Raw genomic sequence first — 13,215 nt, 5'->3', positions numbered from 1 at the left:
TTCGAATGATAGGCAAGCTAGAGTGAAATGTGCTTGCGAAAAAAACGCCGCGGACCGGGGTTCCTGGCACATAATTTACGACAGGACGGGAATGGAGACCAAATATGAATGCAATCTCGTTGGACGCCACCGATTGCCGTATTCTCGCCGTGCTGCAAAACGAGGGGCGGATCAGTAATCTCGATCTGGCGGAGCGCATTTCGCTCTCGCCTTCGGCGTGTCTGCGCCGGCTGCGGCTGCTGGAAGAGCAGGGGGTGGTGGATCGCTATCGCGCGTGCCTGAATCGCGAACTGCTGGGGTTCGAGATGGAGGCCTTCGTGCAGGTGTCGATGCGCAATGACCAGGAAAGCTGGCACGAGCGTTTTGTGGCGGCGCTGCGCGACTGGCCGGAGGTGGTGGGTGCGTACGTCGTGACGGGCGAGACGCATTATCTGCTGCGCGTGCTCGCGCACAACCTCAAGCACTACTCGGACTTCGTGCTCAACAAGCTCTACAAGGCGCCGGGCGTGATGGACATCCGCTCGAACATCGTGCTCACGACGCTCAAGATCGAGGCGGGCGTTCCCGTCGATCTGATCCAGCAGAAGGAAGCCAGAAGCGTCGTGGCCTGACGGCGGCGCTGCTCAGTGCCTCGGAGCCTCAGAGCGATTGCAGCTGATGGAAGGCGCCGGCATGGAAGACGAGCGGCGCCGCGCCGGTCACATCCTCGCGCACGCCGCAGCGTTCCACTTCGCCGACGAAGATGACGTGGTCCCCTTCGTCGTAGCGGCTGCGGTTGTGGCACTCGAACCAGGCGATCGCACCGTCCAGCACGGGCATGCCCGTGTTCCCGGCCGCGTGCGAGACGCCTTCGAAGCGGTCGCCTTTCACCGTGGCGAAGCGTTTGCACAGGTCGAGCTGCGACGCCGCGAGCACGTTCACGACGTAATGACTGTTCGTGCGGAACACGGGCATCGAGGCCGAACGCGTAGCCAGGCTCCACAGCACGAGCGGCGGATTCAGCGACACGGAATTGAACGAGCTGGCGGTAATGCCGATCAGCTGGCCATCCGGCGCGCGCGTCGTGATGACGGTGACGCCGGTCGCGAACTGGCCGAGGGCTTGGCGGAAGGCGGCGTCGTCGAAATTGGGTGGGGTGGCGCGGCGCGTCATCGGCAGGAGGCCCCGCCCGGCAAGAGCCGGCGAGGCGCGAGGAAAGTGAGTGTCGGGATCGGTGTCATCTGGAAAACCGGCGTATTGTCACAATTTTAACGGATGCGCCGGGAGGCAGTCCGGGTTGCACTTATTGCTTTCAAGGTTGCTGGCGGCCACAAGTTGCGGGCTGCGGGTCCAGTTCAAGGAGTGAGCAGCATGAGTCAGACAGTCGAAGTCGCCACCTTGGGCGGCGGATGTTTCTGGTGTCTCGAAGCGGTGTATCTGCGTGTGGATGGTGTGGTGTCGGTCGAGTCGGGCTATGCGGGTGGCCAGGTCGCGAACCCGAGCTACGAGCAGGTTTGCGACGGCGACACGGGGCACGCCGAGGTCGTCAACGTGACGTTCGACCCGGCGAAGATCGGCTATCGCGAGGTTCTGGACATCTTCTTCGCGATTCACGACCCGACCCAGCTCAACCGCCAGGGCAACGACGTCGGCACGCAGTACCGGTCGGTGATCTTCACGCACTCCGAGGCGCAACGCGAAACGGCGCTGCAAGCCATCCGGGAACTGGCGGCCGAAGGTGTCTACGACGGCCAGATCGTCACCCAGGTGCTACCGCTCGACGGCAACTACTATCCCGCCGAGGCTTACCATCAGAACTACTTCGCGCAGCATCCGAATCAGGGCTATTGCGCGTTCGTCGTCGCGCCGAAGGTGGCGAAGTTCCGGCAGAAGTTCGCGCACCGGCTCAAGGCAGAGTGACCTCGCGGTGATTTCGCAGTGATCTTTTAGCGCGCACGCAGTCCGCATAGGCCGCGCGCGCCGTTGCCGCTCAAGCTTCTCCGGACTCTCCTTCTTCGACGCCCTCTTCCGGCGCCGTCTCGCCCTTCAACCGCAGGAATGCGTCCGCGATCGCCCGCGCGAGCTTCGCGCACGAGAGCGGCGCGGATCCCTCCGCCTTGTTGTTCGTCGTGATCAGCACGGGCTGGCCGGCCAGCGCGTAGCGCGCGGCCAGTTCGGCGAGCGCCTCGCGGGTGTGCGGGTCTTCGTCGACGAGCTTGTCGAACGGTTCGTAGCGCGCCTTCGCCTGTTCGTAGCGAAAACCGCTATGCAGGCTCCAGCGCACGATCAACGGTCCAGCGGGCGTTTCGCCGTCCATCAGCGCGAGCGCCGTGGCCTGGCGCAGCGGGTCGGGCATGCGCGCGTGCAGTCCCACGCAGTAACGCACACCCGCCGCGCGCAGCATGCGCACGAAGCGCGGCGTGAGCAGGATTGCGTCGCGGATCTCGACGGCGTAGCAAGGGCCGTCGGGCGTGGCCGGCAGCGGCGGCAGCGCCATCAGGAACGCGTACAGCCGCTCGACGAGTGCCGCCGGGTCGGCGAGCAGTGGATCGGGCAGTGGCGGAAACTGGAACACCAGCGCGCCGGCCTTCGGGCCGAGGCCCGCGAGGCAGGGTTCGACGAAATCGCTTGCCGCCAACTGCGCGTTCAGGAAGCAGGGGTTGGCCGCAATCGGCTCGCCGCGATCGCCGCGCACGCTGGCGTCGGTGATCGAGGCGGGGGCCTTCACGATGAAGCGGAAGTGGTCGGGCACCTGCTGCGCGTAGCGCAGGTAATCGGCGATGGAGAGCGGCGCATAGAAGGAGCGGTCGATGCTCACCGATCGCAGCAGCGGATGGGCCCCGTAGGCCGAAAGGCCGTCGCGCGCGAGCCTGGCGTTGCTGTAGTCGTCGCCGTAGACAATGCCGCGCCAGCCCGGAAACGACCATGACGACGTGCCGAGCCGCACCTGCGGCGGCAGGCGGGCGCCGAGGTCGAGCGTGGCTTCGTCGGCCACCATCGGCAGCACGCCGCGCGCGCGGCGCTTCGGAGCGGGCGCAGGGCCCGCCGGAGCCGCCTCGGTCGTAGGAGGGGCTTCGAAGCCGGCCAGCTCGCCTGTCGCGGGTGCGGATTCGGCGGCGGCGTCGACCGGGGCGCTGGCGCTTCTCGCCCGCGGCGCTCTGGTCGCAGCGGGCAACGCTTGTGGCTCCGGTGCGACGAAGCCGAACAGGTCGGCCTGCGTGTCCGCCCGTGTATCGGCTTGCGCGCCGGCTGCGTGGGGCTCGTTGCGTGCGTCGGTGGAATCCCCGGCATCCGGGGCATTGCGGTCGTTCATGCGTGTGCGGTCGTACGGTTTCGGTCAGGCAGGCCGCGCGCGCAACGGTCGCGGCGCCGTTACCGGCGCCGCGCCGCGATTCCCATCACAGCGGCTTTTCGTACAGGTAGCGGCGCGACCACGGCAGCGTGGTTGCGCTGCGGCCGGCCTTGCGGCAGACGATCTGGAAGATCGAGACGTCGTCGTGCTCGAACGCGTAAGCGCAGCCCGCGAGATACACGCGCCAGATGCGGAATTTCTCGTCGTCGACGAGCTTTTTCGCCTCTTCCGCGTGCGCCTCGAAGTTCTCCGACCAGATGTCGAGCGTGTGCGCATAGTGACGGCGCAGGCTCTCCACGTCAACCGCCTCCAGCCCGCCGCGCTGCGCCGCTTCGAGCGCGAGGCCGATGTGCGGCAGCTCGCCGTCCGGGAACACATAACGGTCGATGAACTCGCCGCCGCCCAGTGCCGTCTCGCCCGAGTCGGCGTCCGAGGAGGTGATGCCGTGGTTCATGGCGACGCCGTCGTCCACGAGCAGGTCGTGCACCTTGCGGAAATAGCCCGGCAGATTCTTGCGCCCGACGTGCTCGAACATGCCGACGCTCGTGATGCGGTCGAACTGGCCGTCGATCTCGCGATAGTCCTGCAGGCGGATTTCGATGCGGTCTTCGAGCCCGGCGGCTTTCACGCGCGCCGTGGCGAGGTCGAACTGGTTCTGCGAGAGCGTGACGCCCACGCAGCGCGCGCCGAACTTCTGCGCCGCGCGCAGCACGAGCGCGCCCCACCCGCAGCCGATGTCGAGCAGGCGCTGCCCCGGCTGCAACTGGATCTTGGTGAGGATGTGGTCGATCTTCTTTAGCTGCGCGGTGGCGAGGTCTTCGTCGCCGTTCTCGAAGTAGGCGCAGGAATAGACCATGTTCTCGTCGAGCCAGAGCCGGTAGAACTCGTTCGAGACGTCGTAGTGATACTGGATCGCTTTCTTGTCGGTGGTTTTCGAGTGCGTGAAGTAGCGCCGCACGCGCGCGAGCTTGCTGGCGCTCGTGACCGTGCTGCGGGCAAGCGAGTAGCCGATGTTGATGATGTCGGCGAGCTTGCCCTCGATGTCGATCTTGCCCTTCACGTAGGCTTCGCCGAGATTGTCGAGGCTCGGTTCGAGCAGTAGCGGCAGCGCGGACGCGCTGTTCACCTTCAGCGTGACCTGCGGCGCGGCGAAGTGGCCGAAGTCGTACTGCTGGCCGCTCCAGAGCACGAGGCGCGCCGGCAGGTTGGCCTGGTTGCGCACCTCGTCTACCCACTGTGCGAGTTTTTTCTCCCAGAACATGCGTTTTTCTCCGTGTCGATCCGGAGTTGGCGCTTTAGCGCTTTACTCCGGTCCCATGCGGGTTTGTGGCGGTCTGATAACGATGAAGCCTCAAGACAAAAGTGCAAAACGAATGACTCAAACGAACTGCGAGTGAACTGCCGGCAAACCTCAACCGCGGCGGACTGCGGGCGGGCCGGACGCGCATGGCCGGGCGGCGCTGGCGGTGGCCTACGGCGCGAGACGCTCGATCTGCCAGCCGGCGCCGTCACGCGTATAGCGGATGCGGTCGTGCAGGCGCGACGGACGGCCCTGCCAGAACTCGATCGCGTCCGGCACGAGGCGGTAGCCGCCCCAGTGCGGCGGGCGCGGCGGGTTCTCGCCGTACTTCGCGCTGATCTCGCGCTCGCGCGCTTCGAGTTCCGCGCGGTTGCCGATCACGGTGCTCTGCTCGGAAGCCCAGGCGCCGATGCGCGAGCCGAGCGGGCGCGAATGGAAGTAGCCGTCGCTTTCCTCGGCGCTGGTCTTCTCGACCTTGCCCTCGATGCGCACCTGGCGCTCCAGTTCGATCCAGTGAAAGAGCAGGCTCGCATGCGGATTTGCCGCGAGCTCGCGGCCCTTGCGGCTCTCGTAGTTCGTGAAGAATACGAAGCCGCGCTCGTCGACGCCCTTGATGAGCAGGATGCGCGCCGCCGGACGGCCCGTGGCGTCGACGGTGGCGACCGTCATGGCGTTGGGTTCGGGCAGCTTCGCGTCGAGCGCCTGGGAGAACCAGGTCTGGAACTGGCGGATGGGATCGCGGTCGACGTCGGCGGCATCAAGCGAGCCGAGCGAGTAGTTCTTGCGGAGGTCGGCGAGGGTTGTCATGTTTTATGCGGACACTTCAATACGGACAAGTATAGCGAAGGACGAAAATCGCCGTGCGCGCTCAACCCGGCGTTTTTCCTGAGGTGCGGACCGCCGGCGGCCACGGAACGATCTCGTCCGATCAGGCAAAATACGGGTCTCGCGTGGATCGGCGACCAGCTCGTCCGGTTCGCTTTCGCGCCTTTCTGAAGCTCCGTCGCCATGTCCAGTACCCCGATTTCGCCGCAAACCGATCTTACCGCGCCCCCCGTGACCGATGAAGCCGACAGGGCCCGCCGCTTTGGCGGCGTGGCGCGGCTTTACGGCGCACCGGTGCTCGCGGCGTTCGAGCGTGCGCATGTCGCGGTGATCGGCATTGGCGGCGTGGGGTCGTGGGTGGCGGAGGCGCTCGCGCGCAACGCGATCGGCAGGCTCACGCTGATCGATCTCGACAACGTGGCGGAAAGCAACACCAACCGCCAGATCCACGCGCTCGACGGCAACTATGGCAAGCCGAAGGTCGAGGCCATGGCGGAGCGCATCCGGCTGATCGACCCGGCCTGCGACGTGCGGCTTGTGGAGGATTTCGTGGAGCCGTCGAATTTCGATGCGCTGCTTGGCGGCGGCTTCGACTACGTGATCGACGCCATCGACAGCGTGCGCACGAAGACGGCGCTGATCGCGTGGTGCGTGGAGCACCGGCAGCCGCTCATCACGGTGGGCGGCGCGGGCGGGCAGCTCGACCCCACGCGCATTCGCATCGACGACCTCGCGCTGACGATCCAGGACCCGCTGCTCTCCAAGGTGCGCGGCCAGTTGCGCAAGCACCACGGCTTTCCGCGCGGACCGAAGGCGAAGTTCAAGGTGAGCGCCGTGTACTCGGACGAACCGCTCATCTATCCCGAAGCCGCGGTGGGCGACGTGGACCCCGAGGCCGAGCACGTCACCACGTCGCCGGGCCATCACGCTCCGGTCGGCCTCAATTGCGCGGGCTTCGGGTCGAGCGTCTGCGTGACGGCGAGCTTCGGTTTCGCGGCGGCCGCGCACGTGCTGCGCGCGATTGCGCATGGGGCAGTCGCGCGCTAAGCCGCTCCGGCGCCGCTTGCGGAATCCGCAAATCCACGAACCCGCAAAAGAAAACGCACGGCCCTGGCAGGCGCCGTGCGTTTTTTCGCTTCTATGCTGCGGTCGCTGTGCCGCTCAGTTGAGCATGGCGCTCAGCTTGCGCCGCCACTCGCTCACGAGCTGCGGCTGGTGCGCCGCGAGATCGAACACCGAGAGCATGGTCTTGCGGCCGATGTCGTCGCGGAAGGTGCGGTCGCGCCGGACGATCTCGAGCAACTGCTCCAGCGCGCCCGGGTACTTGCGCCGCGCGATCAGTGCGTTGGCGAGATCGAAGCGCGCCTCCAGATCCTCAGGATGGGCAGCCACCTGCGCTTCGAGCGCATCGGTGGGCGGCAGGTCGGCGGCGGCGTCGAGCGCGTCGAGACGCGTCTTGATCGCGTTGTAGCGCGGATCGATGCCCTGCGTCGTTTTCGGCGAGAGCAGCTCGGCTTCCTTGTGGGCCTCGTCGGCGCGGTTATCGGCGAGCAGCAGCTCGATCAGGTCCATGCGCGCGTCGTCGAAGCCCGGGTCGTAGGCCAGCGCGGCCTGGAGCGCATCGTAGGCCTCCTCGCGGCGGCCTTCGGCCAGCGCTTCCTGGGCGGCCTGGCGCTCGGTGGCCGCGGGGTCGGGGATCAGGCCGTCGATGAACTGGCGCAGCTGGCCTTCGGGCAGCACGCCGATGAACTGGTCGACAGGCCGGCCGTCCGCGAACGCGACGACATGAGGAATGCTGCGCACCTGGAAGTGCGCGGCGAGCTCCTGGTTTTCGTCGACGTTGACCTTCGCGAGCTTCCACTTGCCGCCGTATTCGGCTTCGAGCTTTTCGAGCATCGGGCCGAGCGTTTTGCACGGGCCGCACCACGGCGCCCAGAAGTCGATCAGCACGGGCGCGAGCGCCGATGCTTCGATCACGTCCTTTTCAAAAGTGGCCAGGGTGGTATCCATTGCGTCCTCGTTCGGTTCGCTCAGTTGAGTTCGGTCAGTCATGCGCCCAGATGGGGACGATACGCGGCGGATTCAATCGCCGCGGCTCGTCGTCCATCCAGCGCCGGCTCAATGCGGCTTCTTTTCCGGCAACGGAATCCATTCGGTTTCGCCGGGGACATGCCCCATTTCCTGGCGCGTCCACGCGGCTTTGGCGGCCTCGATTTTCTCGCGCGAGCTGGCCACGAAGTTCCATTCGATGAAGCGCTCGCCTTCGAGCTTCTCGCCGCCCAGCAGCATCACGCGCGCCCCGCCGGTGCTCGCGAGCGTGACGGTTTCGCCCGGCACGAGCACGGCCATCGTGGCGGGTTCGAGCGGCGTGCCGTCGATCGACAGATCGCCTTCGACGAGATACACGCCGCGTTCCTCGTGCTCCGCGTCGAGCGCGATCGCGCCGCCCGGCGCGAAGTCGCCCGCCACGTAGAGCGTGCCCGAGAAGGTCCCGACGGGCGAGGTCGCGCCGAACGCCGTGCCCGCGATTACGCGCAGCGCGACGCCGTTGCGCTCGATCTCCGGCAGCGTATCGGCGGCGTGATGGAAGAACGACGGCTCGGTGTCCTCGTGATCGAGCGGCAGCGCCACCCAGGTCTGGATGCCGTGCATGGTCATGCTTCTCGCGCGATCTTCGTCGGGCGTGCGCTCCGAGTGGACGATGCCGCGGCCCGCGGTCATCCAGTTGACGTCGCCGGGAACGATCTTCTGGCTGGAGCCGATGCTGTCGCGGTGCATGAGCGCCCCGTCGAACAGGTAGGTGACGGTGGCGAGGCCGATGTGCGGGTGCGGGCGCACGTCGACGCCCGCGCCCGGTTCGAGCGTGGCCGGGCCCATATGGTCGAAGAAGATGAAGGGGCCGACGAGACGCGCGGCGAGCGCGGGCAGCACGCGCCGCACGAGCAGATTGCCGATGTCGCGCGTATGGGGCTTGAGGACCGCTTTGATCGATGAGGACATGGCGCTTCCTTGATGGATCGGTGTGGACACGTTAGAGCAGGATGGGCGGCTCGATGCGAGGCGCCGCGGCTTCGCTCGCGGGCAGGCGCTCATTCTAACGCCCGCTGTCGCGCCATGCTGCGTGACGGGGATGACGGCGCGGTACACTCGCCAGTTCGACAGAAATGAAGCGGAGGAGGCGATGTCGCCGAAGGATCTGCTGTTCGCGCTGGTGGTGGTGCTGGCGTGGGGCGTGAATTTCGTGGTGATCAAGGTGGGTCTGCACGGCGTGCCGCCGATGCTGCTGGGCGCGTTGCGTTTCCTGCTGGCGGCGTTTCCGGCGGTGCTGTTCGTGAAGCGGCCGAACCTGCCCTGGAAGTGGCTCCTGGCCTACGGCTCGACGATCTCGTTCGGGCAGTTCGCATTCCTGTTCTCCGCCATGTACGTGGGCATGCCGGCCGGGCTCGCCTCGGTCGTGCTGCAGGCGCAGGCGTTCTTCACGCTCGCCTTCGCGGCGTTCTTTCTGAGCGAACGCTTCCATGCGCAGAATGTGATCGGCTTGCTGATCGCGGCGGGCGGCCTCGCGCTGATCGGGCTGCAGTCGGGCGCGGGCGGGGGCGCGCAGGCGATGACGCTCGCCGGCTTCGGGCTCACGCTTTGCGCGGCCGTGATGTGGGCGCTCGGCAACATCGTCACGAAGAAGGTGGGCAGGATCGATCTGGTCGGGCTCGTCGTCTGGGCGAGCCTGATTCCGCCGCTGCCGTTCCTCGTGCTGTCGTACTGCTTCGAAGGTCCGCAGCGCATCGTGGGCGCGCTCGAAGGGATCGGAATGTCGTCGGTGCTCGCGATCGTTTATCTCTCGTTCATCGCGACGCTGCTCGGCTACAGCCTCTGGAGCCGCCTGCTCTCGAAGTATCCCGCAAGCCAGGTGGCGCCGTTCTCGCTGCTCGTGCCGATCGTCGGGCTCGCCTCGGCGTCGGTGCTGCTCGGCGAGCGTTTGACCGTTGCGCAGATCGGCGGCGCTGCGCTTGTCATGGGCGGGCTCGTCGTCAACGTGTTCGGGGGCTGGGTGCGGCAGCGGCTCGCCACGGCGCGTTAGCCGCACGCCAGCCGGCGGCGCTTGCGCCCGTAAAAGAAAACGCCGCGCGCCCATGGGCTGCGCGGCGTCGCGGCGGGGGGAGAGGATTGACGCGCTTCAGGTCATGCGATTCTTCGCGAGCGGCGGATTCGCCGCGAAGTAGCGCTTGATGCCCTTGAGAATGGCGTCCGCCATCTTGTCGCGGTAGGCGTCGTCGTTGAGCTTGACCTCTTCTTCCGGGTTGCTGATGAACGCGGTCTCTACAAGGATCGACGGGATGTCGGGCGCCTTGAGCACCGCGAAACCCGCCTGCTCGACCGAGCCCTTGTGCAGCTTGTTGATGTCGCCGATCTCGTCGAGAACGAAGCCGCCGTAACGCATCGAGTCGCGAATCTGCGCCGTGGTGGACATGTCGAAGAGCGCGCGATTCACTGCGGCGTCGGCGGTCTGCACGTTGATCCCGCCGATCTGGTCCGACGCGTTCTCCTTGTTCGCCATCCAGCGCGCCGCGGCGCTCGACGCCCCATGTTCCGAGAGCGCGAACACCGACGAACCGCGCGCGAGCGGCGTCGTGAAGGCATCGGCATGGACCGAGACGAAGAGGTCCGCGCCCACGCGCCGGGCCTTTTGCACGCGCACGTTCAGCGGCACGAAGAAGTCGGCGTCGCGCGTCATCATCGCGCGCATATTGGGCTGGGCGTCGATCTTGGCGCGCAGCTTCTTCGCGATGTCGAGCGCGATGTGCTTTTCGTACGTGCCTGCGCTGCCGATGGCGCCCGGGTCCTCGCCGCCGTGGCCCGGGTCGACGGCGACCGTGAGGAGGCGTATCGTGCCGCCCTTGCCCGACTTCGGCGTGACGAAACCATAGTCGTCGCCGTTGCTGCTGTCGCTGTCGTCGTTCTGCGCGAGCGCGGCGGTGTCCGGCGCGGGTTTGGGCGTGCGCTGCACGATGACGGCAGGCGGCACCGGTGGCGCCGGGCGCGGCGCGGCAGGGTGCGCGGATGGCGCATTCCCCGCATCGGCCGCGTCGTTCTGCGCATAGTGCTGGAAGAACGCGTCGCTGTTGTCGCCGGACTGGGCGCCCGGCGGCGGAGCGGGTGGCGCGGCAGGCCCCGCGAGCGTCGAGGGCGGAACGTCGTGCCGCATCGCCTCGCGCGCGTCGAGCTGCTCCTGCTTTTTGTCGGTCTGCGCGAGCAGATCCATCATCGGATCGGGCGCGATGGCCGGGTAGAGATCGAACACCAGCCGGTATTTGTAGGAGCCCACCGGCTCCAGCGTGAACACCTGCGGCTTCACCGAGCCCTTCAGGTCGAACACCATGCGCACGACGTGCGGCTGGTATTGTCCCACGCGCACCGCCTGGATCTGCGGATCGTTCGGCGTGATCTTGGAGACGAGGTTCTTCAGGGCGTCGTCGAGGTCGAGACCGCTGATATCGACGACGAGCCGGTCCGGGCTCTGCAGCATTTGCTGCGAGGTGGCGAGCGGCTGGTCCGATTCGATCGTGACGCGCGTGTAGTCGCGCGCGGGCCACACGCGCACGCCGAGCACCGAGGTCGCCCACGCAAGCCGCGGCGCGGCCACGGAGAGGCCGAGCACGAGCGTGGACGCGCCCGCCTTCAGGATCTGCCGGCGCCGCCAGTTGTGCGTGGCGGTGGCCGCGGATTCGATCGAGCGGAACGGTTTGATTAACATCTTTCTAGACATGCCTTTCCTGATGCGCTGTATGCGTAGGCGGTCAGCACGCGGCCTTCGCCTTGTTCTCCGGGTTCCAGCGAAAATACGAGGTCCGGCACGCCGAGCAGGCCTTGCGCGCGTTGCGGCCACTCGACGAGACACACCGCGCCGGCTGCGAAATATTCGCGAAAGCCGGCGTCGGCCCATTCAGCCGGATCGCTGAAACGGTACAGATCGAAGTGATAGAGCGGGAGTTCCCCGTTCGGCGTCGCGACCGTGTACGGTTCGACGAGCGTATAGGTGGGGCTGCGCACGCGGCCCGTGTGACCCAGCGCGCGCAGCGTGGCGCGCACGAGCGAGGTCTTGCCCGCGCCGAGGTCGCCCAGCAGCTGGACCTGCAGGCCGTCGAAGCGCGCGGCTGCCCCGGCACGCTGCGCTTCGAGCGCGAGGGCGAGGCGCGTGCCGAACGCGTCGGTGGCCGCTTCGTCCGGCAGGTCGAAGCGCCGTTCGAGCAGGACCGGGGCCGGCGTTTGCGGCGCATGCAGCGCGTGATCGGGGCCGGGCATGTCGGGCTTCAGGGGCATTCTCGTAAAATAACGTGATGAACCGCAGTCCCTCGCCTTCCTCTTCAAGCCTCGCGTACGCCACGACGGACGCGGAGGGCTGCGCGCCCGTCGCGATGCCTGCCGCCGCGTCGTGCGAGCCGGCAGCGCCTCGCGCGCCGTCGGGGCCGTCGCTCGATGCGGCGGCGCTTGCCGCCCTCGCGGCGCGCATCCGGACATGGGGACGCGAACTGGGGTTCGGTGCGATCGGCATCAGCGATACCGACCTCTCGCATGCCGAAGCGGGCCTCGCCGCATGGCTCGAAGCCGGCTGCCACGGCGAGATGGATTATATGGCCAAACATGATATGAAACGTGCGCGGCCCGCAGAGCTTGTGGCCGGTACGCGACGCGTGATTTCCGTGCGCATGGCCTATTTGCCGGCCGCGACGCTGGCGCCGGCGGCGTTGAATGGGCCGGGAAAGACGGCCGAAAGTGCTTCGCAAGATGCGGCGCGCGACGGGCAGCCCGCACGCTTGCAGGAGGCGCCGCGCGAGTACGCGCAGGGCGGATGGCGCGAGCGCGAGCACGCGCGTCTCGCCGATCCGCAGGCGGCGGTCGTGTCGATCTACGCGCGCGGTCGCGACTATCACAAGGTGTTGCGTGCGCGCTTGCAGCAACTCGCGGACCGCATCGAAGCCGAGATCGGCGCGTTCGGCCATCGCGTGTTCACCGATTCGGCGCCGGTGCTCGAAGTGGAGCTTGCGCAGAAGGCCGGCATCGGCTGGCGCGGCAAGCATACGCTGCTGCTGCAGCGCGACGCCGGATCGCTCTTCTTCCTCGGCGAGATCTACGTCGATCTGCCGTTGCCGACGGATGCCGAAACCGCGGGGTCCATCGTGGCCGATTCCCCCGCCGCGCGAGCGCCGGCCGTGCCTGAAACGGCCGGCGCGCACTGCGGCAGCTGCACGCGCTGCATCGGTGCGTGCCCGACCGGCGCGATCACCGGGCCGTATCGCGTGGACGCGCGGCGCTGCATCTCGTATCTGACGATCGAGCTGAAGGGCAGCATTCCGCTCGACATGCGCGAGCTGATCGGCAATCGCGTGTATGGGTGCGACGACTGCCAGCTCGTGTGCCCCTGGAACAAGTTCGCGCAGGCGGCGCCCGTCGCCGATTTCGACGTGCGCCATGGGCTCGATCGCGCGACGCTCGTCGAGCTGTTCGACTGGAGCGCGAAAGATTTCGACGCGCGCATGCAGGGCAGCGCGATTCGCCGTATCGGCTACGAGCGGTGGTCGCGCAACATCGCGGTGGCGATGGGCAATGCGCTGCGCGCGCGTCCCGCGCTGGAGGAGGGCGCTCGCGAGGCGATCGTCGCGGCGCTGCATGCGCGCGGGGACGACGACTCGGAGCTGGTTCGCGAACACGTGCGCTGGGCGCTCGAAGCGGCGTAAAGTGCAGAATCTGGCAGAAAGCGAGA

At 67.2% G+C, this 13,215-nt stretch carries 13 protein-coding genes; 5 read left to right on the top strand and 8 right to left on the bottom strand.

What is annotated here, in order from left to right:
* Positions 1-104: 104 nt before the first annotated feature.
* Positions 105-611: an Lrp/AsnC family transcriptional regulator gene (locus tag WJ542_RS00635; RefSeq protein WP_411186936.1), complete on the top strand. Its 507-nt coding sequence runs from the start codon at positions 105-107 to the stop codon at positions 609-611.
* Between the two features lie 28 nt (positions 612-639).
* Here WJ542_RS00635 and WJ542_RS00630 read toward each other — a convergent pair whose 3' ends face one another.
* A complete protein-coding gene (locus WJ542_RS00630) occupies positions 640-1,152 on the bottom strand; it encodes a flavin reductase family protein (protein ID WP_411186934.1) in 513 nt (170 codons plus the stop codon).
* A gap of 198 nt (positions 1,153-1,350) precedes the next feature.
* Here WJ542_RS00630 and msrA point away from each other — a divergent pair, with 198 nt between their 5' ends.
* A complete protein-coding gene (gene msrA, locus WJ542_RS00625; RefSeq protein WP_411186932.1) occupies positions 1,351-1,899 on the top strand; it encodes a peptide-methionine (S)-S-oxide reductase MsrA in 549 nt (182 codons plus the stop codon).
* 70 nt (positions 1,900-1,969) lie between these two features.
* Here the strand turns inward: msrA and WJ542_RS00620 are convergent, their stop codons facing one another.
* The 3 genes from WJ542_RS00620 to pdxH form a co-directional block, all read right to left on the bottom strand.
* Positions 1,970-3,292: a DUF72 domain-containing protein gene (locus WJ542_RS00620; RefSeq protein WP_411186930.1), complete on the bottom strand. Its 1,323-nt coding sequence runs from the start codon at positions 3,290-3,292 to the stop codon at positions 1,970-1,972.
* Between the two features lie 85 nt (positions 3,293-3,377).
* Positions 3,378-4,592 carry a class I SAM-dependent methyltransferase gene (locus WJ542_RS00615; protein WP_411186928.1) on the bottom strand — a complete coding sequence of 405 codons (1,215 nt, stop codon included), beginning with the start codon at positions 4,590-4,592 and terminating at the stop codon, positions 3,378-3,380.
* Between the two features lie 210 nt (positions 4,593-4,802).
* Positions 4,803-5,438, bottom strand: coding sequence for a pyridoxamine 5'-phosphate oxidase (gene pdxH, locus WJ542_RS00610; RefSeq protein WP_411186926.1), 636 nt, complete (start codon positions 5,436-5,438; stop codon positions 4,803-4,805).
* Between the two features lie 201 nt (positions 5,439-5,639).
* Between pdxH and WJ542_RS00605 the strand changes: the two genes are divergently transcribed.
* Entirely contained in the window at positions 5,640-6,503 is an 864-nt protein-coding gene (locus WJ542_RS00605; protein ID WP_411186924.1) for a tRNA threonylcarbamoyladenosine dehydratase, read from the top strand.
* A gap of 114 nt (positions 6,504-6,617) precedes the next feature.
* Here WJ542_RS00605 and trxA read toward each other — a convergent pair whose 3' ends face one another.
* On the bottom strand, positions 6,618-7,466 hold the full coding sequence (trxA, locus tag WJ542_RS00600; RefSeq protein WP_411186922.1) for a thioredoxin: 849 nt from the start codon (positions 7,464-7,466) through the stop codon (positions 6,618-6,620).
* Between the two features lie 108 nt (positions 7,467-7,574).
* On the bottom strand, positions 7,575-8,456 hold the full coding sequence (locus tag WJ542_RS00595) for a pirin family protein (protein ID WP_411186920.1): 882 nt from the start codon (positions 8,454-8,456) through the stop codon (positions 7,575-7,577).
* Between the two features lie 181 nt (positions 8,457-8,637).
* Here WJ542_RS00595 and WJ542_RS00590 point away from each other — a divergent pair, with 181 nt between their 5' ends.
* On the top strand, positions 8,638-9,534 hold the full coding sequence (locus tag WJ542_RS00590; protein ID WP_411186918.1) for an EamA family transporter: 897 nt from the start codon (positions 8,638-8,640) through the stop codon (positions 9,532-9,534).
* Between the two features lie 96 nt (positions 9,535-9,630).
* On the opposite strand, the gene WJ542_RS00585 is transcribed toward WJ542_RS00590, so the two are convergent.
* Positions 9,631-11,220, bottom strand: a complete 1,590-nt coding sequence (locus tag WJ542_RS00585; protein WP_411186916.1) for an N-acetylmuramoyl-L-alanine amidase — start codon at positions 11,218-11,220, stop codon at positions 9,631-9,633.
* Positions 11,202-11,774, bottom strand: a complete 573-nt coding sequence (gene tsaE / locus WJ542_RS00580) for a tRNA (adenosine(37)-N6)-threonylcarbamoyltransferase complex ATPase subunit type 1 TsaE (protein ID WP_411186915.1) — start codon at positions 11,772-11,774, stop codon at positions 11,202-11,204. The genes WJ542_RS00585 and tsaE overlap by 19 nt, the downstream gene beginning before the upstream one ends.
* 95 nt (positions 11,775-11,869) lie before the next feature.
* Here tsaE and queG point away from each other — a divergent pair, with 95 nt between their 5' ends.
* A complete protein-coding gene (gene queG / locus WJ542_RS00575) occupies positions 11,870-13,189 on the top strand; it encodes a tRNA epoxyqueuosine(34) reductase QueG (protein WP_411190436.1) in 1,320 nt (439 codons plus the stop codon).
* Positions 13,190-13,215 lie beyond the last annotated feature (26 nt).

This window comes from Paraburkholderia yinzeri (assembly GCF_046581065.1).
Taxonomy (GTDB): domain Bacteria; phylum Pseudomonadota; class Gammaproteobacteria; order Burkholderiales; family Burkholderiaceae; genus Paraburkholderia.
Note: the sequence above shows the minus strand (reverse complement) of the source record. Positions and strands in the feature narration are given on the sequence as shown.

Excerpts from the sequence above, each read along its gene's own strand:
- WJ542_RS00635 (WP_411186936.1), top strand. The coding sequence starts at position 105 with ATGAATGCAATCTCGTTGGACGCCACCGATTGCCGTATTCTCGCCGTG.
- WJ542_RS00630 (WP_411186934.1), bottom strand. The coding sequence starts at position 1,152 with ATGACGCGCCGCGCCACCCCACCCAATTTCGACGACGCCGCCTTCCGC.
- msrA (WP_411186932.1), top strand. The coding sequence starts at position 1,351 with ATGAGTCAGACAGTCGAAGTCGCCACCTTGGGCGGCGGATGTTTCTGG.
- WJ542_RS00620 (WP_411186930.1), bottom strand. The coding sequence starts at position 3,292 with ATGAACGACCGCAATGCCCCGGATGCCGGGGATTCCACCGACGCACGC.
- WJ542_RS00615 (WP_411186928.1), bottom strand. The coding sequence starts at position 4,592 with ATGTTCTGGGAGAAAAAACTCGCACAGTGGGTAGACGAGGTGCGCAAC.
- pdxH (WP_411186926.1), bottom strand. The coding sequence starts at position 5,438 with ATGACAACCCTCGCCGACCTCCGCAAGAACTACTCGCTCGGCTCGCTT.
- WJ542_RS00605 (WP_411186924.1), top strand. The coding sequence starts at position 5,640 with ATGTCCAGTACCCCGATTTCGCCGCAAACCGATCTTACCGCGCCCCCC.
- trxA (WP_411186922.1), bottom strand. The coding sequence starts at position 7,466 with ATGGATACCACCCTGGCCACTTTTGAAAAGGACGTGATCGAAGCATCG.
- WJ542_RS00595 (WP_411186920.1), bottom strand. The coding sequence starts at position 8,456 with ATGTCCTCATCGATCAAAGCGGTCCTCAAGCCCCATACGCGCGACATC.
- WJ542_RS00590 (WP_411186918.1), top strand. The coding sequence starts at position 8,638 with ATGTCGCCGAAGGATCTGCTGTTCGCGCTGGTGGTGGTGCTGGCGTGG.
- WJ542_RS00585 (WP_411186916.1), bottom strand. The coding sequence starts at position 11,220 with ATGTCTAGAAAGATGTTAATCAAACCGTTCCGCTCGATCGAATCCGCG.
- tsaE (WP_411186915.1), bottom strand. The coding sequence starts at position 11,774 with ATGCCCCTGAAGCCCGACATGCCCGGCCCCGATCACGCGCTGCATGCG.
- queG (WP_411190436.1), top strand. The coding sequence starts at position 11,870 with ATGCCTGCCGCCGCGTCGTGCGAGCCGGCAGCGCCTCGCGCGCCGTCG.